A 22,002-nucleotide genomic window follows, 5' to 3' on the forward strand; every position below is an offset into this window, starting at 1 on the left:
CAGCGGATCAGCAACGCCGGGATTGATCCATTGGCCCTCAAAGCGGTCGTGTTCGACGCCTACGGGACGCTCTACGACATCCAGTCGGTCGCGGAGATCACCGAGGATGCGTTTCCGGGCTATGGCGAGATCATCACGCAGATCTGGCGCATCAAGCAGCTCGAATACACCTGGCTGTGCTCGCTGATGCGACGCTACCGGGATTTTGCGGCCGTGACGCGCGACTCGCTCGCCTACACGCTGCGGGTGCTCGGACTGGGCTATGAAGGCGAGGCGTTCGAGCGGCTGATGGAGAAATATCTGCATCTGGAGCTCTATCCCGATGCGATCACCGCGCTCACGGCATTGAAGCCGAAGAAGCTCGCGATCCTCTCCAACGGCAGCCCGGACATGCTGGACGCGCTGGTCGGCAATTCAGGCCTCGCTCCCCTGCTCGACGCCGTCGTCAGCGTCGACGCCAAGAAGATCTTCAAGCCGAGCCCGGAGGCCTATGCGCTGATCGGCGAGGTGCTCGGCACGGCGCCGCACGAGGTGCTGTTCGTCTCCTCCAATCCCTGGGACGTGGCCGGCGCGAAGGCGGTCGGGCTCAACGTCGCCTGGATCGAGCGCGTGACGCCGGAGGCAATGGCGCTGGCTTGCGTCGAGAGCGATCTCGTGCCACCGCTGACCATGTTCAAGGCGATCCGGACCCAGATGGACGAACTCGGATTTCAGCCGGATCACCGTGTCCATTCGCTCTCCGACCTGCCCGAGATTGCCGCCCGACTATGAGCCTGGAATGAGCCTTCAATCCGTTCGCGCCTTCTTCGCCGAGAAAGCTCCCGACATCTCCGTCATCGAATCGCCGATCAGCTCGGCCACGGTGCCGCTTGCCGCCGAGGCCTACGGCGTCGAGCCCGGCCGCATCGCCAAGACGCTGTCCTTGCGGATCGGCGAGCGCGTGATCCTGATCGTGGCGAGCGGAACGTCGCGGATGGACAACAAGAAGGTGAAGGCGGCGTTCGGCGGCAAGCCGAAGATGCTCGGGCTGGAGGAGGTCGCCGACATCACCGGGCACGAGGTCGGCGGCGTCTGTCCGTTCGGCCTGAAGGTGCCGCTGCCGATCTATTGCGACGTGTCGCTGAAGGCGTTCGACGTCGTGGTGCCGGCCGCGGGCTCGACCCACAGCGCCGTGCGCATCGCGCCCGAGCGCATGGCCGAGCTGGTGTCGGCCGAATGGGTCGACGTCTGCGAGCACAGGCCGTAGCCCGCGCAAAAGCCCAATGCAATCAAGCCCGGCGCGAAGCCTCCACGGCCGGGCAACAAAATCCGAGGAACAACCCCATGCAAAGGAGCCGTCAAGGGCCTTGGACGGCGATTGCGGATTTTGCGAAATTCGCTTGACGCGTCGGGCAAATCAGGGGTATGGTGTCATCATTGCCGTTGAGCGCGCGGGCTCACCACATCCCCCGGACGATGACCATTCAGGCGCCGCCGATGCCTTCGGCAAATCGATTTCGAAGGACGACTTGTCATGGATAAGACCGTTGGACTTGTCGGCCTCGGCATCATGGGCAGTGCGATCGCCCGCAATCTCGTCGATCGCGGGTGGCGGGTGATCGGCTTCGATATCGATGCGGCGCGACGAGCGGAGCTCTCGCGTGATGGCGTCACCGTCGTCGAAGACGCTGCTTCGGTCGCGCGCGACGCGCCCGTGATCATGACGAGTCTCCCCACTCCCGCGGCGGTCGCGGACGTCGCGCGGGCCATCGCCAATTCCGGTCAGCCGCCGCGGATCGTCGTCGAACTCAGTACGCTCAGCATCGCCGACAAGCTTGCTTTTGAAAGCCTTCTGAGGGGCGCGGGCCACATCGCGCTGGACTGTCCGCTGAGCGGAACAGGGGCGCAGGCCAAAAATCGCGATCTGGTGGTCTATGCCAGCGGCGACAGCGCGGCCATTGCCCGTTGCGCCCCGCTGTTCGCCGACTTCGCCAGGCAGAGCGCCGATCTCGGCAGCTATGGCAATGGCAGCCGCATGAAATTCATCGCCAATCATCTGGTCGCCATCCACAACGTCGCGAGTGCCGAGGCGATGATCCTGGCGGAGCGAGCGGGGCTGGATTTGAAAATGGTGGTGGATATGGTCGGCCCGGGCGCCGGCGGCTCGCGGATGTTTCAAATGCGCGCGCCGATGATGGTCGAGCGCGTTTATGAGCCCGCGACCATGAAAGTGTCGATCTGGCAAAAAGACATGGCGATCATCGGCGAATTTGCCGACGAGCTAGGCTGCGCGACTCCATTGTTCAGCTCGACCCGGCCGGTCTATGATCAGGCCATGGCGATGGGATTGGGCGACCAGGACACGGCGGCAGTCTTTGAAGTCTTGAAGAAGTCCTGATTGATACGCAAACGCATGGAATAAGGCGCCAACCTCGACGGGTTAAGAGGCCACAGCGCTGCGTGAGACCGTAACCCCTCACAGGGATCGCATCTATCGATGCGATCCGACCTGTCCCTTCGAGAGGTGGCAGCGCTCGGGGGCACGCTCCGTTTCATCTAATCGTCGTCATCATCGTCGTAGGGCCGCGGCTGCACGATGCCGGGTTGTGGCCTGTCGTCGTAGCGGGGCGGCGCGGCCCGGCCGCCAGGAACGGGCTGCTGCGGCTGCGCCCGGTTGTTGGACTCGAACACGGCGCGGCAGCCGCTGGAAAGCTGCGGCGTATTCTGCCGCAAGCACGCCACGATGCGATCGACGTCGGGGATCTGGTCGCTGCACAGGCGCCAGACGTCGGGCGTGCAGGCCATCTGCTGCTCCATGGTGCCGCGATACTCTTCCGCTGCAGCGCCCTGCAGGAGCCCACCGCCGATCGAAAGCGCCACCGCGAGCGCGATCCGCCCTGTTCGCATCAGGCCCATCCTTCGTCCACGCTAAACCCTGCCTAATCGATCAGGCGAACGAAGGTTCTCGGCGGACAACAAGATGTGAAGACCGCGCGGATCGGCGGGGAACCTATTCCACCCGGCCGATCTTCTTCACCGCCGCGATCAAACGGGCGCTGTCCCCGGCGACGAATTGCGAAAACTCCGGCGCGTCCTGGTAGGCGACCAGACTGCCCGATGCCTCGAAGGTCCTGAGCACGTCCGGGCTCTTCATGACCTGGGCCATCGCGTCGCGCAGGCGGTTGACGACCGGCGCCGGCAGCGCGGCCTGGCCGAACAGCCCCGCCCAGATATACATCTCGACGTCCTTGTAGCCGAGTTCCTGAAAGGTCGGGACATCGGGGAAGCTCGGCACGCGCCGCGCGCCCCAATTGGCGAGCACCCGCAGCTTGCCGTCGTCGACCTGCGGCTTCAGCGTACCGGGTGAGGCCGCGATCGCCTGCACGGTGCCGCTGAGGATGGCCGTGAGCGCGGGACCCGCGCCGCGGAACGGCACATGCAGCAACTTGATGTCGGCGCTTGCGGCGAACATCTCCATCGAGACATGCAGCGTGCCGTAGGGGCCGGACGAGCCGTAGGGGATCTCGCCCGGACGCTTCTTCGCATCGGCAACGAAATCGGCGACCGTCTTCCACGGCGACGACGCCGGCACCGCGAGCATGGTCGGATCGGCGAGCACGCGCGCGATCGGCGTGAATTGCGCGACCTCATAGGCCACCGGCCGGCCGAACAACCGGTCGGCCTCCGGCAGCACGGCGAGCGAAGACAGCGTCATCAGCAGCGTGTGACCGTCGGGCTCGGCGCGCGCGGCCGCCGCATTGCCGACCGACCCGCCGCCGCCCCCGGCGCGGTTGTCGACCAGGACCGGCTTGCCCAAGACCTTCTCCAGCGCCAGCGCGACGGGCCGCGCCGCGATGTCGGCCTGTCCGCCGGGGGGAAACGGCACGATCAGGGTGATGTTGCGGGAGGGATAGGGGCTTTGGGCGAAGGCAGCGGTCGGCAGCACGGCGCGCAGCAGCGGCAAGGCGGCAGCGGCGCGAAGCAGTTCACGTCGATTCATTGGCGATTTCCCCCGGCTTATTCTTGGGAGGATAGACTAACGCCAATACCGGGGTGGGCAAGGCCGACGGCCGTTGCGGGTGGAGCGGACCAGGCCGCTCGGCCCTCGATCACCGCTCGCACCCCCGTGCGGGAGCGAGCGGCTCGACTGGAGAGGCAACCGGATGACTTGCCTTTGGCTGAGCGCAGGTCGAATATTCACAGCGGCGATCGGACGCACCCAGAACAAGCAGCCGTTAGGGAGACCAAGACAATGTCCCTTTTTCGTCAATCGACGCCGACCTCCTTTAGCGCCGAGGAAGTCAGCTCCGCCTCGCTGGCCAGTCGGAGGGCATTGCTGAAGATGGGCTGTGCCTGCTGCTTTGCGCTGGCCGCACCATATGCGCTGGCCGATGCGATGACGCCGGAAGTCGAGCGTCATCTCGCTGCCGCCAAGCAGGCCGCAGGCACCGATCTCGAGGCGCTACTCGTGCTCGGCAGGTCGGCCGACCCCAATTTCAAGGCGCCGACGCCGGATCTCGCGAAGCTGATTGCGCTGTCTGCGCCGCCACCCGGCAAGGCCTTCGACAATCTGTATTTCGTGGGCGGCAAGTGGGTCAGCGCGTGGGCGCTCACGACCTCCGATGGCATCATCCTCTTCGATGCCATGAACAATGATGACGACGCCGAGCGGACCATCGAGCAGGGCCTCAAGACCCTTGGACTCGATCCGTCGCACGTCAAGACGATCATCGTGACCCACGGCCATGGCGATCACTACGGCGGCGCCGGTCATTTCGCCCGAAAATACGGCTCGCGCGTCGTTCTCAGCGAGACCGACTGGACCATGATGGAGACCAAGCTGGAATTCGATCATCCGCTGTGGGGACGGCCACCGAAGCGCGATGTCGGCGTCGCCGACGGCGGCAAGGTCCGGCTTGGCGATGCCACCGTGGATATTCTGATCACGCCGGGACACACCATGGGAACGATCTCGCCGATCTTCGAGGTGCGCTCGGGATCGCAGAAGCATCGCGCGTTGCTGTGGGGCGGTACGGCCTTCAATTTCGGCAGAAACCCGGATCGGTTGCAAGCCTATGTGGATGCGACGGCGCGCGCGCGGGAGATCGCCAGGCAGCAGGGTGTCGACGTCTTCATCTCCAATCACAGCGGCTACGACGGCTCCGTCGAGAAGCTCGCCGCTCTCGCCTCCGGCGGAGCCAATCCATTCGTGCTCGGTGCGGCAACCGTCGAACGCGCGCTCACCGTCATGAACGAATGCGCGCAGGCCGTGCTCACGTCCTGGAAGGCGTGAGGAACGCAGGGTCGTGCGGCGACGCCGGAGGCCAGGCACTTCGGCCAACATCGTTCGAGAGTACGGCCATACCGGGGCGGTATTTCATTGGAGCCGTTTTCGAACGGGTGTGTCCTTGGCGACATAGCTGAAACCCGGGAATCCAATACGTTCGCCAAACACGACACATCGGAATTTTGAAATGAAAAAGACTTTGCTCGCTGCGATCGCGGCCCTTGCCGTCTCGTCGACGGCCTTCGCGGCCGATCTTCCGGCGCGAACCTACACCAAGGCGCCGGTGATGGCCGCACCCGCCTACAACTGGACCGGCTTCTATCTCGGCGTCCACGGCGGCGGCGACTGGTTCAACAAGAGCTGGTACCTCCCGGCCACCCCGATCAACTGCGGCGGTTTTCCCAACTGCGTCGGCTCCAACCAGGGCGATCACAGCGCGAGTAGCTGGCTGGCCGGCGTGCAGGCCGGTTTCAACTATCAGGTCGGACAATGGGTGCTCGGCGTCGAGGGACAGGCGAGTTGGACCGATCTGAGGGGCAGCAACGGCTCTCTGACCGCCCCGAACAACGTCACCGACAACAGCAAGACCTCGGCGCTGGCAACGCTGGCCGGCCGCGTCGGCTACGCGTTCGACCGCTTCATGATCTTCGGCAAGGCCGGCGGCGCCTGGGCTCGCGATAGGTTCTGGACCACCGCGGGGACCGGGGCGGCGCCTGCTTTCGTTCCGGGCACCACGCTGCAGTCCGCCGATTCCGATCGCTTCGGCTGGATGCTGGGCATCGGCGCCGAATATGCCTTCACTGCAAACTGGTCGGTCAAGATCGAATACGACTACATGGATTTCGGCACCCAGCGCGAGACCCTGCAGCCCGCCTTGGCGAATACGGTTGCCGCCCAGTACGACATCAGGCAGCGCATCGACCTCGTGAAGGCCGGCATCAACTACCGCTTCGGCGGTCCCGTCGTCGCCCGCTACTGATCTGACCTACACATCGAGAAACGAAAGGCCCGGCCGAAATGCCGGGCTTTTTTGCATCACTTGCAGATCATCCCGTAGAGTGGGCAAAGCGCAGCGTGCCCACCACTACTCTCCAAACGAACCCAAGACCTCCCGCATGTCACCTCCCCAGTCAGCCACGAGGACGCCGCGGTCCACATAGCGGTGAAAGCTGCTGTAGGGCCAATCACTCACGCGCGCGACGTATCCATGCTTCACCGGATTGAAATGGATGTAGTCGACGTGACGCTCAAGGTCCGCGTCGTCGCGGATGGCGTGCTCCCAATAGCGGCGCTGCCATATCCCTTTTTCGCGCTTGATGACCTTGCTGACCGAGCGCGACCCGGCGTCCAGGCCGCGCGAGAAGCCGCTCTTGATCAAATTCCATCGCAACGCGTAATCGGCATCACTTTCGGGAAGCTCCCAGATTGCGTGAAGGTGATCGGGTAAGATGCAGATGGCAACCGTCTCGAACGGACGGCGCGCTCGAACCGTTCGGTAAACCCGTCTCAGGCGATCAACCTCATCCACGAGCAAAGTGTCTGACCGGTGGGCGAGAACGACCGTGAAGAAGAAGACCTTGCCTTGGGCTCGACGGTACTGAGGCATATCGGATCGTGTCACCTAGGATGGTGGGCACGCTTCGCTTTGCCCATCCTACGAGAATAGTGCCTTTTGCACACGCTTCCGCCGCTTGCAGGTGCCCGGCAGCTTTGCTGCGAGAAACTCCGCGAGCGCCTCGACGCGCGCCGGGCGCGGGCCGCCGGGCGGCATCACCAGGTGCACCGCGCCTTCCGGCTGCTTCCAGTCCTTCAGGATCACCTCGACCTGACCTGCGGAGATCGCCTCGCCGACGATGAATTCGGGCAGATCGGCGATGCCGAGACCGGCAAGGAGCGCCGGCATCACCGCCTCGCCGTTGTTGACGCGCAATTGTCCGGCCGGACGCACGCTCGCCTGCTCGCCGGCCGCGTTGGTGTACTGCCAGACGTTCGGCGTGGAGAGATAGGCGTAACTGAAGCATTTGTGCCCGGCGAGATGCATCGGATGCGCCGGGCGGCCGTGGCGCTTCAGATAGGCGGGCGCGGCCACCGTATAGCGCGGCATGGTGAAGAGCCGCCGCGCGATCAGCGATGAGTCCGGCAGCCGCGCGATGCGCAGCGCGGCGTCGAAGCCCTCGCCGATCAGGTCGACGGTGGCGTCGCTCAAATGAAGATCGACCGACACCTCCGGATAGGCCTGAAAGAACTCCGGCAGCAGCGGCGCGACCGCCTTGACGCCGAAGCTCATGGGCACCGCGAGTCGCACCAGCCCGCGCGGCGCGACGGATTGCGCCAACGCCTCGTTCTCCGCGGCCTCGCCGTCGGCGAGCAGCCGCGTCGCCCGTTCGGCGAGCTTGTGGCCGGCATCGGTCAGCGCAAGCCGGCGCGAGGTGCGGTTGAACAGCCGGGCGCCGAGCCGCTCCTCCAGCCTCGTGACCGCCTTGGAGACGGTCGCCTTTGAGGTCGCGAGTTCGCCCGCGGCCGCCGCGAACGAGCGCAATTCCACCACCTTGGCGAAAATCGCGAGCGCCTCGAAATCGGGAAGTCTTGCCATGGGAGCCGGTCCAGGTCGTTTTGGAAACAATGAGTTTCAATAGTTTCTATTTCTATACCATGGAAGAGACCTTATCCAGATGCCATCGCAGGTTTGGGCGGCCGGCCTTCCAGGCGCGGCAACGCCCAAAGCTCCAGACCAAGGGAGTTTCCCCATGATCGAACTCAGACCGTTCTCCAGGCTCGGCGGAGCCGACCACGGCTGGCTCAAGGCCAGGCACCACTTCTCCTTCGCGAGCTACTACGACCCGAACAACATGGGCCATGGCGCGTTGCGTGTGTGGAACGACGACGAGATCGAGCCGAACACCGGCTTTCCCGCCCATCCGCATTCCAACATGGAGATCATCACCTATGTGCGCGAAGGCGCGATCACCCATCAGGACAGTCTCGGCAACAAGGGACGCACCGAGGCCGGCGACGTGCAGGTGATGAGCGCGGGCAGCGGCATCCGCCACTCCGAGTATAATCTCGAGCCGGGCAAGACCAGGATCTTCCAGATCTGGATCGAGCCGGCCGGACGCGGCGGCCAGCCGACCTGGGGCTCGAAACCGTTTCCGAAGGCGGACCGCTCCGGCAAGCTCGTCACCATCGCGAGCGGCTACGAGCGCGACACGGAGGCGCTGCCGATCCGCGCCGCGGCGCGGGTGCTCGCCACCACGCTGAAGGCCGGCGAGACCGCCGAGTACACGGCAGAGAAATCGCGCCACCTCTATCTCGTGCCGGCCGCGGGCGCGATCGAGATCAACGGCGTGCGCGTCAACGCCCGCGACGGCGCCGCGATCCGCGACGAGGATCGCCTGACGATCACGGCGCTCGAGGATTCCGAGCTGGTGCTCGTCGACGCGGCGTGATGCGCCCCACACGCCACCGTCGTGCCCGGGCTTGACCCGCCTGCGAGGCCGAAGCCTCTTCGGCGTGGCGTAGGCCCGGCAATGACAAGCAACTCACTCAAGACCACAACGGAGACCACAATGGCAAAAGTTCTCGTCCTCTATTATTCCGCCTACGGCCATATCGAAGCGATGGCGAACGCCGTCGCCGAAGGGGCGCGCGAGGCGGGTGCGACCGTCGACATCAAGCGCGTCCCCGAGCTCGTGCCGGCCGAGGTCGCCAAGGCCTCGCACTACAAGCTGGATCAGGCTGCGCCCGTCGCCAGGGTCGACGAGCTCGCGAACTACGACGCGATCATCGTCGGCACCGGCACCCGCTTCGGCCGCATGAGCTCGCAGATGGCGAACTTCCTCGACCAGGCCGGCGGTCTCTGGGCCAGGGGCGCGCTGCACGGCAAGGTCGGCGGCGCCTTCTCCTCGACGGCGACCCAGCATGGCGGCCAGGAGACCACGCTGTTCTCGATCATCGCCAACCTCCTGCATTTCGGCATGGTCGTGGTCGGCCTGAACTACGGCTTTGCCGGCCAGATGAAGCTCGACGAGGTCACGGGCGGGGCGCCCTACGGCGCCACCACGATCACCGGCGGCGACGGCAGCCGGCAGCCCAGCGCCAACGAGCTTGCGGGCGCGCGCTACCAGGGACGCGTGATCGCTGAGACCGCCAGGAAACTTCATGGCTGAAGCATGATCCGGAAAAGTGCGAAGCGGTTTTCCCTCGCGACAAACGCGGAGCGCGTTTGCGCGGAGATCATGCTCAAACAATAACCTAAAGCGCGATGACGATTCATCTCAATCGCCTCGCGCTTTAGCTGTCGAACAGCGCCGCTTCCGTGAAGGCGAGATCGCCGAGCCGCGGCGGAAGCGGGCCTTTGGCGTATTTCCGGCCGCGCCTTTCCGAGTACCAGCCGACGATGTGGGAGGCGGGACGGTTGGCGTCGAAGCGAACCAGCAGGCCGCCGCGGCGGGCGAAAAAACGTCCGATGTTGCCGGCGAACCGTTCCAGATCGGCGATGTCGCGGCACCAGATCAGGCGGTAGACGGGAACGATGTCCTTGACGAGGTGTCTCTGAAACACGAAGGGATGGGCTGCCTCCCCGTCGCGCACCACGACGCTGAGGCAGCCCCAGGCGGCGTGCTCGCGGAGCAGATCGGCTTCGAACTCTGCAAGCCCGTCGCAGCGGTCTTCGGAAAACGGCTCCGCGCTTGCGTTCCTCACGGGCTTGGACAGCGCCAGCGCGCCATACATCTGCCCCCTGCAATAGACCGAAAAGCCCTGCGCTTCGACGGTCGCCCAGGTGTGCGGCGCAGGCGTGATGTTGAAATAGGTGACGTTCTTGTCCCTGGTGGCGGCCCTGACGAGCGGCGAGCCGTAGGTCCTGAACTCGGGCTCGACGTACCAGCTCGAGACGTTGCAGCGCACGGCGGTCGTCGCGCCTTCGCGCAGCTCGGAGAACAGCAGCAGGATCACGCCGACCGGCACGCCGCCGCGATCGAGGCAATAGCCGTAGGTCGGGTATCCCGCCGGACGCGCGCGCCGCGCATGACGCTCCATCCCGCGCAGCCAATACTCGTTGGAGCGGAACGAAAAGCCCTTGGTGAGAAGGGCTGCGATCGCGGGCAGATCAGGCGCGACGATCTCGCGCACGCGCAAGGACGGACCCGGTGAAGGGCCCGCATCCTGCTGGTCGGATCTGGCGATCGGCTGCACCTTGAACGACACCACGAGGCTCGCTGCGACAAGAAACGACGGCGGCAAACTGAAGCATGGTGGATAGCAGCATGTCGCGGCCCAGACTCACAACAGTGTCGGCAGCGTGCGATATGCTTTGCATTTACCTTAACGGCGGGCGGGCGTCGGGGCGCGAATTCGTGCCGCGCTACCGCCTCGGCACGCGGATCATGGTGGTCTCGTTCTCGTTCAAATCCGTGATGACCGACTTGCCGCCCGTGGCCGCCATCCTGCGCCGCAGTCCGTCCCATCCCCAGATCTCGATCGTGTGCGCCCAGTCGGGCAGCATCAGCTCGAGCGTTCGCCCCGGCCGGTCCGTCCAGCCCGGCAGGTTCTGCCACACGAAGAGCTCGGCATCCGCGCCCGTCAGCGCGATGAGGCCGCGACGCTTTTCGACGGATGCGATCGTCATGTCGCCGGCGAGCCGCAGGATCGTCTGCTGGACTACGCCGCGGATTTCGGGCGACCAGGGATCCTCGGTGACGGCCATCGCGTAATGCGGGCCGTCGACGCGCGGCGTGTCGCCGAGATTCCAGGGAAAGGCCAGCACCATGACCGGCGTATGTCCGTCCCGGCCGACGACCGCGACCTGGTCCCAGAAGGCGCTGAGATACAGCCGTCCGGCGGTTCTCGAATCCTCCCACTCACCGGCCCGCGCCACGTTGAATTCGGTGGCGTAGAAGCTGACGTCGCGCGTCAGCCCCATGGCCTGCTTGACACGGTCGAAGCACGTCTGCACGGAGAACGCGCGGCCCCGCGTCATCGGGTACCAGCGGTCGTTGTAGTAGGTGTGAAGATCGATGCCGTCGAGCCGGCCGTCCTGCAGCAGGTCCGCGATCGCCGGACCATAGCCGCGCAGGGTCGCATCGCCATGCGAATTGCAGGTGGCAAAACCGCCGGGCACGACACGGAGCGCGGGGTCGACACTGTGCACGCCGTCCGCGAGCCCCGCCATGGCGTCATGGTAGGCCTGGCGCGGAATGGTCGCCTGCACGTCCGGCTCGTTGACGGCGGTGAAGATCGTGGCGCCCCAGCCGGATATGCCGTTCTCCCTGCCCCATTCACCATCCGGACGAAAACGCGCGGCCATCGCCTTCCCGGCGGCAAACCAGTCATCGTACGATCCGATCGGCTGCGGCGGATCGAGCGCCTGATAGCTGCCTTCGTATTCCAGCAGGATGACCGGCGTGATCCTGTTTTTGTGGGCTTCGAGCATGCCCGCGTCGAAATCGCGTGGGGTCGGAACGCGCTCGCGCGTCCGCCAGCCGTACGAATCCATCCGTCCCATGGTGGCGCCGACGCCATGCAGGGCCTGGTAGAGCTGCTCGACCTGCGGCTTGCCCGCGAGATGCGTGACGAGATTGCCGCCGCCGACGCGATCCCTCAACCGATCGGCGCCGGCGTGGAGTTCCGAAGGCGCCCCCTGCGTCGCCACGATGCATGAGGCAAAGGTTAACGCGAAACGGAGCATGACGGACAAGTGAGAACGAAACCGCAATGTCAGCTCCCTGAGTTGAGCCAATGAATTTCGAGATCGTCCAGATCGTCCAGGAATTGAGCACCGCCGGGGGCGTCGAGACGGTCGCCAGCGAACTGGCGCGCATTCTTACCCGCAACGGATTACCAAATGTTGTGCTCGCGAGCGCGGTCAGCGAGGGCCTCGAGCGGGGTCTACGGCTGGAACCGGGTCGGAACGCAATATGTCGAGCTGTTGAAGCAGATCGATGCAATGAAGCGCGCGGAGGCTAGCGCCGTATCGCAATCGTCGCCGAACGCGAAACCGCTGCGGCTCGGCATGCGGTCTCGATAGCGGCGGCTACCGCGTCATAGGTGAAGCGCCGCTCGACGTTCAGCCGCGACGCAAGCGCTTTCGGCCGCAGCAACGAGCGATCGGCCGAGAGCTCGTTCAGGAGGGTGCGCAGACGCTCCGGATCGCGTTCCGGCACGATCCAGCCGCCTTCGCCGACGACGTCGGGAATGGCGCCGCTGGTCGAACCGATCACCGGCACGCCGCAGGCCTGCGCCTCGATGATGACCCTGCCGAACTGTTCGCGTACGGCCGCCGTCGTCCGCGTCAGCAGCACGAGCGCATCGAGGCTGCGCAGGAATGCGGCGACCTCGGCGGGCGAGGCCCATCCGCTGAAGTCCACCCGCTCGCCCAGGCCGAGCTCGCGCACGCGCTGCCGCAGCCTGCCCTCGTAGGGTCCCTCGCCCATGATGCCGAGCGAGACATCGGATGCACCCGACGCCATCGCATCCAGCGCATCGTCGAGCCCCTTCTCCTCGACCAGGCGGCCGACATAGCCGATCCGGAAGGGTCCGCCGCGCGCCGGCGCCGAATCCGGACCGGGCGTGAATGTCGCGAGATCGACGCCGTATCCGATCGGCGTCACCGGCCCGGTGTAGCCGCGCGCTCGCACGACCATCGTCGCATCCGGGCTGCGCGACACGACGTGGTCGGTATGCTTCAGCACATGCTTGCGGATGGTCTCGAACGGCGGCGGCAGGCGCTTGAGGATGTTCTGATCGACCTCCAGCACCAGCGCCGCGCGGCGCCTGAGGATCTGCGCCTGCAGCGCAACGATGCTCCACGGCTCCTCCCAGAGATGGATCACGTCGGGATCGAGCTCGCGCAGCAGGCGCCGCAGCGCGGGATAGAAATGAAGATACCAGTTCATCGGCCCGGCCTGCGGAATCCGGATCGGCAGCACGTGGACCGAGAGGCCGTCCGCGACCGGCGGCTCGGCCGCCATGGTGCGGCCGAATTCCTTCCAGACCGCCGGCATGACGAGATGCAGGTCGATATCGCTGCGCGCCGCGAGATGGGGATAGCGCAGCCGCCCGGCCTCGCTGCTGACGGCCGGGTGCGCAATCGAGACGATCCGCATCGGCCTGCCGTCAGACACGCCCGACGATCCTTGCCGCGGCTCCGGTGAGGCCCGTGAGATGCATCGCCATCGCGGCCAGGTTCCTGTGCGCCCCGTTGATCGTGTTGCGCGGCAGGCTGAATTGATCCTGCCCCCGCAGCACGAGGCCCTTGCGGCTGGTTGCGGCGCTGTGGAAGCCCGCCTGCCGCGCCAGCTCGAAGTCGCGCGGACCGCAATCTCCGCTGCGGCCGTAGGGAAACGCAAAATGCCTGACGTCGAGACCGAGCCGCGCGTTCAACCTCTTGCGCGATTGTTCGAGCTCGGCAAGCGCCGTGGCGGAATCCAGCGACGAGAGGCGCGGATGGTTGATCGTATGCGCACCGATCTCGATCAGGGGATCGCGCGCCAGTTCCTCCAGCATGTCCCAGGAGATCGCGTGCTTCCAGTGCATGGCCTCGCGATCGATGCCGTTCGCCCGGCAGAACGCGGCATAGTGCGTGGCCGCATCCGGCCCGTCCCAGGACGAAGCGATGCTATGATAGGCGGCGCGACGGTCATCCCAGGACGCAAGCTCGATCCGCTCCTCGCCGACGCATACGCGGTCGCGATCGAGCAGCGCGTCCTCAAGGCCGGCCCACCAGAGCGGCAGGGTTCCATCCGGAATGCCCGTCGTCACGTAGAGCGTCAGCGGTGCGTCGTGACGCCGGAACAGGGGCGCGAGGAGCTCGTAGGAATCGCGGTAGCAGTCGTCGATCGAAAAATTGACGTAGCGGCCGCTCTCGGCGTTTGCCGACCGGCGAACCGCCTCCTCGACCGTCACCATTTGCCAGCCGCCGGCGCGAAGATAGGTGAGAAACTCGTCGAGGAAGGCGGTGTCGATGTAGAAGTTGCGGTTCGGCAGCCGGCTCCACCGATCCGGCGGCGCCGCACGATGAAAGGTGAACAGGCAGCCGCGCGGGCCAAGCATGCGATCGGCCGCCTTGGCGATGGGAACCGCAACGGTGCTGGCGGCGGCAAGGAGCATCAGCTTCAACCCAGCTCTCCCTTGACGCGAAACGTCCTGCGCAGGCGCCTGAGCGCAACGAGACCCATGTCCGGCATCAACAACCCTACGGCGAATCCTAGACACAAGAGGTATCCGAGTCCACCCGCCAGGAGCCGAGATAGTAAATCGGTAAACGTGCCCTGAATCAGCAGGCCCAGCGCGGACATCAGCAGCGCGGGCAGCAGCGCAAGGGCCATCAGCATCAGGACCTTTCGCCGCTCCCCGAGCACGAGCACGATACCGAACAGCAGCACGGCGCTTCTGCTCGCTTCGGCGAGCCCGAGCAGCAGCATGCCCTGTTCCGGCGAGGCGTACAGCTTCGCGGCCAGCAGGTTGAAGCCCATGTTGACGATGTAGGCGGAGACGATGATGAGCGCGGCGACCCCGTTGCGTCCGGCGCCGTTCAACAGGCGCACCAGGACCCAGCCGAGCGTGGCGGCCCACACTCCGAAGGCAATGCCCCGCAGCGCGTGCGAGGTCAGCAGCAGCGCTTCCTCGCCGAAGGCGCCGCGGAAATAGATCAGCCGCACGATGTCGGTCGAGAAGATCACGAGAAATGCGGACGCCGGCAAGGTCAACGCCAAGAGCGGCCGCAGCAGCGCCTCGGCCTGCGCATGGACGTCCTTCGGCGGGTGATTGGACAGCACCGCCATGCCGACGGGCTGGCTGATCAGCAGCAGGGCGCTTTCGGTGAGCGAGCGCGCATAGTCGAGCGAGGCCACCGCGCCGGTCGTCAGCCGCGAGGCCGTCAGGCGCTCGACCCAGACGTTGCCCTGCTCGGCGAGCGGCAGCGCGAGCAGGACGCGCAGACGCCGGAAGAAATCCGCGCCCTTGTCCGCGATCATCCGGCCGGTCAGGCCGGAGAAGCCGATCACACCCTCGCGCCACAGCGTGAACAGCCCCCAGGCCGCCAGCACGTTGAAGGCGAGAGTGAAGGCGTAGGCCAGGAAATAGGCGTCGCCCGTTACCGCCAAGAGGCCGATTCCCGACAGCACCGCGAGGTTGAGCAGGCTGGCGCGGACGTTGGTCAGGCGCGTCCGCCCGAGCGCGATCTCGCCGGCGCAGAGGACGTTGAGGATGGCGGATGCGGGCATTCCGAGCGACATCAGGCGGACGAAATGCAGGGCGAGCGCGCGGCCCTCGGCCGAGAAGCCGCCGACCATGGAATTCACCCAATACTCGCCGAGCAGGAGAATGGCGAGCATGATCGCGCTCGCGAGCAGCCCGATCACGACCGTCAGGGCGCCGAGGCTCCTCGGCCCGTCGCTGCGCTCCAGCGCCTCGCGATGCATGGGAATCATGATCGCCGGCACGCTCTCGTTCTGCAGGAACGCGAGGGGAATCAGCACGGCGGTCATCGCCGCGCGAAAACTGTCGGCGATGAGGGTTGCGCCCAGCACGTGCGCCATCAGCACTTCCCGCGCGAAGCCCAGCATCTTGCTGGCGAGCGCGCCGCTGATCAGGATCGCGCTGAAGCGGCGGATCGAAGGCCGATGGGCGGTCATCGCGCCGGCCTCGCGAGCAGCGGCGGCGTCAGCAGGACGACGAAGGTCCAGAACAGGAAACCGTTCTCGCCCGAGGTGATGTTGGCAAGCGGCAACTGCGCCAGCGCGCCCAGCGCCAGCGCGCCGACGATGACGGCCTCAGTGCTGCCGTCGCGCCAGGCGGTGGCGAGCGCATTACCGATCGACCAGAGCAGCGCGGTCAGGCAGAAGGCGCCGACGACGATTCCCATCGACAGCCAGCAGGCGATGATCATGCCGTCGACCGGCATGGCACCGGCCGATCCGACGTCGGTGATGGTGAAGCCGACACCGAAGAGCGAACTGTCAGGCAGCTTCCAAAGGGTGACGAATTCCTCGAGCCGTTCCTGGGCGCTGCCGTCCTGGATCCCCTCGCCCAGCGTCGAGAGGCGCTCGACGACGACGTCGCCGAAGGGCGTCAGCGTGGCGGCGAGCAGCAGCGCGACGCCGATTCCGACCAGGATGACGGCCGCCCGTCGCCGCGTCTGCGCGAACAGCAGGCAGAACAGAATCCCGAGCGCAAGCGAGATCCAGGCCGTACGATACAGCGACAGCAGGAGCCCGAGACCCGCCGGAAGCGCCAGCAGCAGCGCCGGCCAGCGCGTCCGCGAAAAGGCGACCAGAAACAGCCCGACCGCGGTGAAGCTCGCATAGCTCGCCGGCGAGTTCATGGTGCTGAACGAACGTACGCTGTAGGGAAGCGGCTGGCCGATGGAGAGGATCGGCGCAAGCTGCATCCAGTAACGGTCCCATTCCGGCGGATCGACATATTGGTAGACCGCGTAGACGCCGGTCACGGGAAGGATGACCAGGAAGGCTGACGTCGCCGCCTCGATCAGTTCGCGACGATCGGAGGAGAGCATCAGGACCGCCGCGTAGAGCAGCGGCGCCAGCCATTTCAGCGCTCCGGACGCCGCGTTGTTCCAGTCGGCCTGGGCCATCGACAACATCGCGGCATAGACGACGCAGACCGCGACGGTGCCGAGCGGCCAGATCAGCCTTGCCGACAGGTCGTGCGTCTCGAGCAGCCGCGGCAGCGAGAGGACGGGCACGAGGATCGCGAGCAGCGGTCCGATCAGCATCAGACCGAGTTGATCGAAACCGGCCGAGAGGTCGACGATGCGCCGCACGAACGGCGCGAAGGCGAACAGGATCAACGCAGCCTGCAGATGCATCGCCGGACCCTGCCGCCAGGCGTACCAGCCGACGGCCCCGCAACCGAGCACGAAGATCGGGCGCGAGAGGCCGCCGAGCGAGCCGCCGAGCGCGGCGACCGCGGCCAGCATGAGCACGGCGGCCAGCCAGCCGGGCATCGGCCACACGCCGACCCGCGAGGTGGTGGCCAGGCTCGTGCTCACGCCGCGGCCCCCGCCTGCGCCTTGGCGATCAGCAGTCCGATCGAATGGAGCATGCGCTCCAGGCTGTAATGCGCACGCGCGCGGCCGGTCGCATATTCCAGCTGCCTAGTCAGCTGCTCCGGCTTCGCCAGGACGGCCGCGATCGCGCCGGCGAGCGCCGGCGCATCGGCGGGCGGAACCAGCGTGCCGGCCTTGCCGCCCTCCAGAATGTCCGGTGCGGCTCCGGCATCGGTGGCGACCACGGGCACGCCGGCCAGCATCGCTTCCACCAGGGTCCGTCCGAACGGCTCCGGATCGATCGAGGGATGCACCATGACGTCGACGGCCTTCATCAGTTTCGGCACGTCGCTGCGATGTCCAAGGAAGCGGACACGATCGTCCAGGCCGAGCTTCGCAACCAATTGCGAAAGCTCTGCCGCATAGTCCTGCTCGCCGAACAGTGCATCGCCTGCGACGATGCAGTTGACGCCGGGAAGCGCGGCCAGCGCCTCGATCAGCACGTGCTGTCCCTTCCACGGAGCGAGCCGGCTGAACACGCCGACCAGCGGCCCGGGCGGCAGGCCAAACCGCTGCCTCAATTCGCCGGGCGAACTCGGGTCCGGCTCGATCGCCAGTCCGTTCGGAACGATCTCGACGAGGTCGCGCCGGCCGCCGGCGGCGACGAATGCGGCGGCGGCGGCCTGCGACGGGACGATGACCCTGCTGGCACAGGCGTTCGCGAGCAGGACCTGCGCCCGCCGTTGCGCGGCGCCGAAATGATCGGCGCTGATGATGTCATGCAGATGCCAGATCAGCGGCCGTTTGACGAAGACATTCGCGATCGCCGAGAGCACGAACGCCTTTTGCGAGTTGGCGTAGACGACGTCGTGTGCGCGCGAGGCCCGGGCGATTTCAACGACGATCGCGGCAAGTCGCCCGGCAAGGGGAAGCGCTGAAAGCACCGAGCTGTCGCGGCGAAATTGGGTGACGCCGCGACCCCATTTCGACGCTATGAGATTGAGATGCCGGCTCGCCAGCGCCTCGCTCAGCGGACCGGGCTCGAACAGGAACACCGAGGACTGCCGCCGTCCCTCGACGACGTCGAGCAAAATCAGCTCGGCACCGCCGATCTGTCCGGTGTGATCCACGAAGAGCACCCGTTCCGTCGACATTATCCGGCCCTGGCATATGCTTCGGTCGTGGCGAACGCCTGCTCGGCGGCCGTCGTGTGCCTGGGCTCTTCCATGGTGACGGCTATCGCCACGTCCTTCGCTCCGAACGTCTTGACGCCGGCGATCGCCGATGCGGCCTTTCCGATCAGCGAGGCATCTGCCTTCATGCAGACGACGGCGTGGTCGACGCCGGCAAGATAGCCGGTCGGATTCAGCGGCATCGGGCTGTCGATCAAGACCACGTCGTAGCCGCCGGCATCCGCGAGCAACTCCGTCAGCCGCCCGCCGAACAGCAGATTCGCCGCCCCTGCACCCGCGCCGCCGGCGACCAGCACGTCGAGGTTCGATGCCGTTGTCCGGACGATCGCGTCGCTGACCCGCATCGAACCCGCGAGCACGCCCAACAGGCCGACGCCACCGTCGACCCCGAGAACCTTCTCGAAGCTCGGATCGAGAACGTCGCATTCCACCGCGAGCACGCGGCAGCCAAATGCCGCAAGGTGCTCGGCGAGAGCAAGCGTCGTCGCGGTCTTGCCGGCGCCCGGGCCCGGAGACGTCAGGACGATCCGTTGCGCCGAACCGGCGCCGATGCGCAAGCCGCGCTTCAGATCGTGCAGCGCCGCCTGAAACCCGGTGTCGCTTGCGGCCAGCCGCAACACGTCCACGACGGACAGCTTCAGGTGCGACTGCAGAATGGCGCCGACGATCGATGCCTGGTGCGGCTCACGCAGCCGCGGCAGGTGAGCAAGGATCGGGACCCCGGCCATCATCGACAGCAGGGACGGCCGCTCGACCGACGGCTTGGCAGGATCGACGCCGGCGCGGACGCTCTGCGCGGGACCCGCCGGAGTCGCGTCCCGCACCGTCGCCTCGGCGGCCACGGGCTCCGCGGCCTGCTGCGCCGGTCGCGGACCGAGGCGATCGGCGAACAAGGCTGCGGCGATCGCCAGGATCAGCCCCAGCGTGCCGCCGGCCGCCAGGAACGGCAGCTTCTTGGGAAAGAACGGCTTGTTCGGCAGCTCCGCGAGGCTGACGAGCCGCGTGCTGCCCTGCAGGACGCGCCGCTCGGTCTCCAGCTCGCTGGCCTTCTTGTAGAGCTCGGCATATTGCTGCCGCTTGATCTCGGTGTCGCGCACCATGCTCTCGATCGATGCTTCGTCCAGCGTCGCCGATCCGGCTTCCGCCTTCACGGTCTCCATCTGCTTCTTCAGCGACGTCACGAGGCCGTCGTTCGCGTCGTAGGCCTTCCGCGCGCTCGCGGCGATGTTCTGCATCTCGTCGGCGAGCCGCTGCTGGACGAGGGACTGCTCGCGGGTGAGCGCCAGGATCGAGGGATGCTTCGGGCCGAGCGCGCTGGTTGCGCTGGCGAGTTGCGCGCTCACCGTGGTCAATTGCTGCTTGAGATCGGCGATCGTCCGGCTCGACAGCACGGAGGGCGCATCCGTCAGGCCGCGCGCCTGTTGCGACTCGATCTCCTGCAGGCGAGCCGCCGCTTCCGCGCGCGCGGCTTCCGCCTGGGAGAGCTGCTGGCCGATGCTGGTCAGGCGCTCCGACGTGATCGGCGCGTTGGCGCCGCGCATCAGCCCCTTGGCCCGGCGGAACTTCTGGATCTTCTCATCCGCCTGCCGCAACTGGTCGTCGAGCTGCCGAAGCTCCTGCCACAGCCACGACGTCGCCACTTCGCGGCTGTTGGCGCCCTCGGTGCGCTGATCGTCGAGGAATGCCGTCGTCAGGGCGTTGGCCAGGGTCTGGGCCACCTCGGGGATCGGCGACTGGTAGGAGATGTTGATGACGCGCGAGCGGCCGGCCGAGGCCACGCTGAGATGGGCGTCGACATATTCGATGAACGCGGTGCTGTCGGATTTCAGCTTCTGGCAGGAATCGCCCGCTCCGAGCAGGCGGCCGCGCTCGCATTCCTGCGTCACCGCCGCAAGCACGCCCGGCGCATTCATCACGAGCCGCATCAGCCGCGACGAACGAATGACGAGGAGCTGGCTTTCCAGGTCCGCGGGATCGCCGACCTTCTGCGCCCAGGCCGGCGACATGTTGGCGACGCCCGGCTCCTGCTCCGCCACGATCACCGATGCCGTGGCGAGATAACGCACCGGCAGCACGATCAGCGCAAGGACGGCGACCGCGATGGCGCCGAGAAACACGGCGGCGAACAGGCGCCGGCGGCGCCAGATTCTGCCGACGGATTCCAGGCCGGACAGGGTCTCCGATATGCTCGCGTGCCTCATGCTGCTGTTCTCGGCACAATGACGAGCCCTATGCGATCAACCGGGGCGACGCGAGCCCCTGGTCCCCCGCACGGAACCGTTCCAATTCCTCGTTCACGGCCGCAACGAACTGGCTGCGGAATCTCTCGACTGAGAACGCGGTGGCCCGCTGCCGGCAATCCAGCCGCGAGATCGTCTTCTCCTTCGCAACGAACGACCGCACGCAGTCCGCGATCGTCTCCGGGTCCGCCTTGTCGAAGAACATGCCCGTCGGCCGCGGCCCGGTCGCCGTGATCGATTCGCGCGCGCCGCCCTTGCCGAGCGCCAGCACCGGCGCGCCTTCCGATTGCGCCTCGACCAGGATGATGCCGAAATCCTCTTCGGCGGCGAACACGAAAGCCCGCGCCGTGGTCATCAGGTCGCGCAGATCCCTGTCGGGAACGAAGCCCACGAACCTGACGTTCGGGCCCGCGATCTTCTTCAGGCGCTCCGCCTCCGGACCGTCGCCCGCGACGACGAGTTCGAGATCGGGCATCGCGTTGAAGGCGCGAACGATGGGCTCGATCCGCTTGTAGGGAACGAGCCGGCTCGCGGCGAGGAAGTGGTTGCCCACCGGCAGGATGCCGTCGCGGCTTGCAAGCGTCACCGGCGGATAGATGACCTTGGCGTCGCGGCCGTAGACCTTCTTGATGCGCCGTGCCACGAACTGCGAATTGGTGATGATCGCGTCCGGTCCGTGGCTGGTGCGCACGTCCCACATCCTCATGTGGTGCAGGAGCGTCCGGGCGATCAGGCTCCTGAGCCCGGTCGCGTAGCCGCTTTCCTTCAGATAGACGTGCTGGAGATCCCAGGCGTATCGCATCGGCGAATGCACGTAGGAGATATGCAGTTGATCCGGCCCGATAATGACGCCCTTGGCGACCGCGGCGCTCGAGGAGATGACGAGGTCGTAGCTCGACAGATCGAACTGCTCGATCGCCAGCGGCATCAGCGGCAGGTAGGAGCGGTGGCGCCGCTCGAGAAACGGCATCTTCTGCAGAAAGCTGGTATGCGACCTTTCGAAGCCAAGCTTCCGGCGATCTTCCGGGCGAAGCAGATCGAACAGCGTGAACACATCCGCCGTCGGATAGCATTTCAGGATTTCGCGCAGGACCTGCTCGGCACCGCCCAGGACGTACAACCAGTCGTGAACGATAGCCACGCGCATCTTGGATCCCATCATCCAGGGCAATTTGATGAAACCCTTAAGGGACCCACGCGCGCGCACAACCCGTTCCTAAATTCCTAGTTAATCCGCGCTAGTTTCATTCCTGCTTTTTCGACGTTAACAGGTAAGAAATCCTAAAGACCTTGCTACGC

General features: G+C 66.1%; 21 protein-coding genes. 8 read left to right on the forward strand and 13 right to left on the reverse strand.

Annotated features, from left to right (window positions below; translation table 11 throughout):
• Positions 1-30: 30 nt before the first annotated feature.
• From KGM94_RS07865 to KGM94_RS07875, 3 genes are all read left to right on the forward strand, one after another.
• Positions 31-771, forward strand: coding sequence for a haloacid dehalogenase type II (locus KGM94_RS07865; protein ID WP_300256636.1), 741 nt, complete (start codon positions 31-33; stop codon positions 769-771).
• 7 nt (positions 772-778) lie between these two features.
• Positions 779-1,246 (forward strand): YbaK/EbsC family protein, encoded by a 468-nt coding sequence (locus KGM94_RS07870; RefSeq protein WP_300256597.1) that lies wholly within the window; start codon positions 779-781, stop codon positions 1,244-1,246.
• 243 nt (positions 1,247-1,489) lie between these two features.
• Positions 1,490-2,377: an NAD(P)-dependent oxidoreductase gene (locus KGM94_RS07875; protein ID WP_300256638.1), complete on the forward strand. Its 888-nt coding sequence runs from the start codon at positions 1,490-1,492 to the stop codon at positions 2,375-2,377.
• Between the two features lie 158 nt (positions 2,378-2,535).
• Here KGM94_RS07875 and KGM94_RS07880 read toward each other — a convergent pair whose 3' ends face one another.
• A complete protein-coding gene (locus KGM94_RS07880; RefSeq protein WP_300256599.1) occupies positions 2,536-2,886 on the reverse strand; it encodes a hypothetical protein in 351 nt (116 codons plus the stop codon).
• A gap of 103 nt (positions 2,887-2,989) precedes the next feature.
• Positions 2,990-3,979 carry a tripartite tricarboxylate transporter substrate binding protein gene (locus KGM94_RS07885; protein WP_300256601.1) on the reverse strand — a complete coding sequence of 330 codons (990 nt, stop codon included), beginning with the start codon at positions 3,977-3,979 and terminating at the stop codon, positions 2,990-2,992.
• 126 nt (positions 3,980-4,105) lie between these two features.
• Between KGM94_RS07885 and KGM94_RS07890 the strand changes: the two genes are divergently transcribed.
• Both KGM94_RS07890 and KGM94_RS07895 read left to right on the forward strand, forming a co-directional pair.
• Positions 4,106-5,272 (forward strand): MBL fold metallo-hydrolase, encoded by a 1,167-nt coding sequence (locus KGM94_RS07890; protein ID WP_300256603.1) that lies wholly within the window; start codon positions 4,106-4,108, stop codon positions 5,270-5,272.
• Between the two features lie 181 nt (positions 5,273-5,453).
• Positions 5,454-6,245: an outer membrane protein gene (locus KGM94_RS07895; RefSeq protein ID WP_300256606.1), complete on the forward strand. Its 792-nt coding sequence runs from the start codon at positions 5,454-5,456 to the stop codon at positions 6,243-6,245.
• A gap of 105 nt (positions 6,246-6,350) precedes the next feature.
• On the opposite strand, the gene KGM94_RS07900 is transcribed toward KGM94_RS07895, so the two are convergent.
• Positions 6,351-6,872, reverse strand: coding sequence for a transposase (locus KGM94_RS07900; RefSeq protein WP_300256608.1), 522 nt, complete (start codon positions 6,870-6,872; stop codon positions 6,351-6,353).
• Positions 6,873-6,920: 48 nt separating this feature from the next.
• Positions 6,921-7,859 (reverse strand): LysR family transcriptional regulator, encoded by a 939-nt coding sequence (locus tag KGM94_RS07905; protein WP_300256610.1) that lies wholly within the window; start codon positions 7,857-7,859, stop codon positions 6,921-6,923.
• Between the two features lie 154 nt (positions 7,860-8,013).
• On the opposite strand from KGM94_RS07905, the gene KGM94_RS07910 reads away from it, so the two are divergent.
• Both KGM94_RS07910 and wrbA read left to right on the forward strand, forming a co-directional pair.
• The gene (locus KGM94_RS07910) at positions 8,014-8,712 is read left to right on the forward strand and encodes a pirin family protein (protein ID WP_300256612.1); all 699 of its coding nucleotides are present in this window, start codon (positions 8,014-8,016) and stop codon (positions 8,710-8,712) included.
• Positions 8,713-8,832: 120 nt separating this feature from the next.
• Positions 8,833-9,432 (forward strand): NAD(P)H:quinone oxidoreductase, encoded by a 600-nt coding sequence (gene wrbA, locus KGM94_RS07915; protein WP_300256614.1) that lies wholly within the window; start codon positions 8,833-8,835, stop codon positions 9,430-9,432.
• A gap of 124 nt (positions 9,433-9,556) precedes the next feature.
• Here the strand turns inward: wrbA and KGM94_RS07920 are convergent, their stop codons facing one another.
• Both KGM94_RS07920 and KGM94_RS07925 read right to left on the reverse strand, forming a co-directional pair.
• Positions 9,557-10,471 carry an acyl-CoA acyltransferase gene (locus tag KGM94_RS07920; protein ID WP_366526220.1) on the reverse strand — a complete coding sequence of 305 codons (915 nt, stop codon included), beginning with the start codon at positions 10,469-10,471 and terminating at the stop codon, positions 9,557-9,559.
• A gap of 157 nt (positions 10,472-10,628) precedes the next feature.
• Entirely contained in the window at positions 10,629-11,867 is a 1,239-nt protein-coding gene (locus KGM94_RS07925) for a hypothetical protein (protein ID WP_300256617.1), read from the reverse strand.
• A 134-nt stretch (positions 11,868-12,001) separates the two neighbouring features.
• Here KGM94_RS07925 and KGM94_RS07930 point away from each other — a divergent pair, with 134 nt between their 5' ends.
• Positions 12,002-12,229, forward strand: coding sequence for a hypothetical protein (locus KGM94_RS07930; RefSeq protein WP_300256619.1), 228 nt, complete (start codon positions 12,002-12,004; stop codon positions 12,227-12,229).
• Here KGM94_RS07930 and KGM94_RS07935 read toward each other — a convergent pair.
• The 7 genes from KGM94_RS07935 to KGM94_RS07965 are packed head-to-tail and all read right to left on the reverse strand — an operon-like array spanning position 12,226 to position 21,850.
• Positions 12,226-13,386, reverse strand: a complete 1,161-nt coding sequence (locus tag KGM94_RS07935; RefSeq protein WP_300256621.1) for a glycosyltransferase — start codon at positions 13,384-13,386, stop codon at positions 12,226-12,228. The genes KGM94_RS07930 and KGM94_RS07935 overlap by 4 nt on opposite strands.
• Positions 13,379-14,371: a polysaccharide deacetylase family protein gene (locus tag KGM94_RS07940; RefSeq protein ID WP_300256641.1), complete on the reverse strand. Its 993-nt coding sequence runs from the start codon at positions 14,369-14,371 to the stop codon at positions 13,379-13,381. The genes KGM94_RS07935 and KGM94_RS07940 overlap by 8 nt, the downstream gene beginning before the upstream one ends.
• A gap of 5 nt (positions 14,372-14,376) precedes the next feature.
• Positions 14,377-15,897 (reverse strand): lipid II flippase MurJ, encoded by a 1,521-nt coding sequence (locus tag KGM94_RS07945; protein ID WP_300256623.1) that lies wholly within the window; start codon positions 15,895-15,897, stop codon positions 14,377-14,379.
• The gene (locus tag KGM94_RS07950; RefSeq protein ID WP_366526221.1) at positions 15,894-17,228 is read right to left on the reverse strand and encodes an O-antigen ligase domain-containing protein; all 1,335 of its coding nucleotides are present in this window, start codon (positions 17,226-17,228) and stop codon (positions 15,894-15,896) included. The genes KGM94_RS07945 and KGM94_RS07950 overlap by 4 nt, the downstream gene beginning before the upstream one ends.
• Positions 17,229-17,269: 41 nt before the next feature.
• On the reverse strand, positions 17,270-18,427 hold the full coding sequence (locus KGM94_RS07955) for a glycosyltransferase (RefSeq protein ID WP_300256642.1): 1,158 nt from the start codon (positions 18,425-18,427) through the stop codon (positions 17,270-17,272).
• The gene (locus KGM94_RS07960) at positions 18,424-20,664 is read right to left on the reverse strand and encodes an exopolysaccharide transport family protein (protein ID WP_300256626.1); all 2,241 of its coding nucleotides are present in this window, start codon (positions 20,662-20,664) and stop codon (positions 18,424-18,426) included. Before KGM94_RS07960 ends, KGM94_RS07955 begins: the two co-directional genes overlap by 4 nt.
• Positions 20,665-20,692: 28 nt before the next feature.
• Complete coding sequence (locus tag KGM94_RS07965; protein ID WP_300256628.1) at positions 20,693-21,850, reverse strand: glycosyltransferase; 1,158 nt, start codon at positions 21,848-21,850, stop codon at positions 20,693-20,695.
• Positions 21,851-22,002: the final 152 nt, after the last annotated feature.

Origin of the sequence: Bradyrhizobium sp., assembly GCF_028868675.1 — a bacterium.
Taxonomy (GTDB): Bacteria; Pseudomonadota; Alphaproteobacteria; order Rhizobiales; family Xanthobacteraceae; genus Bradyrhizobium.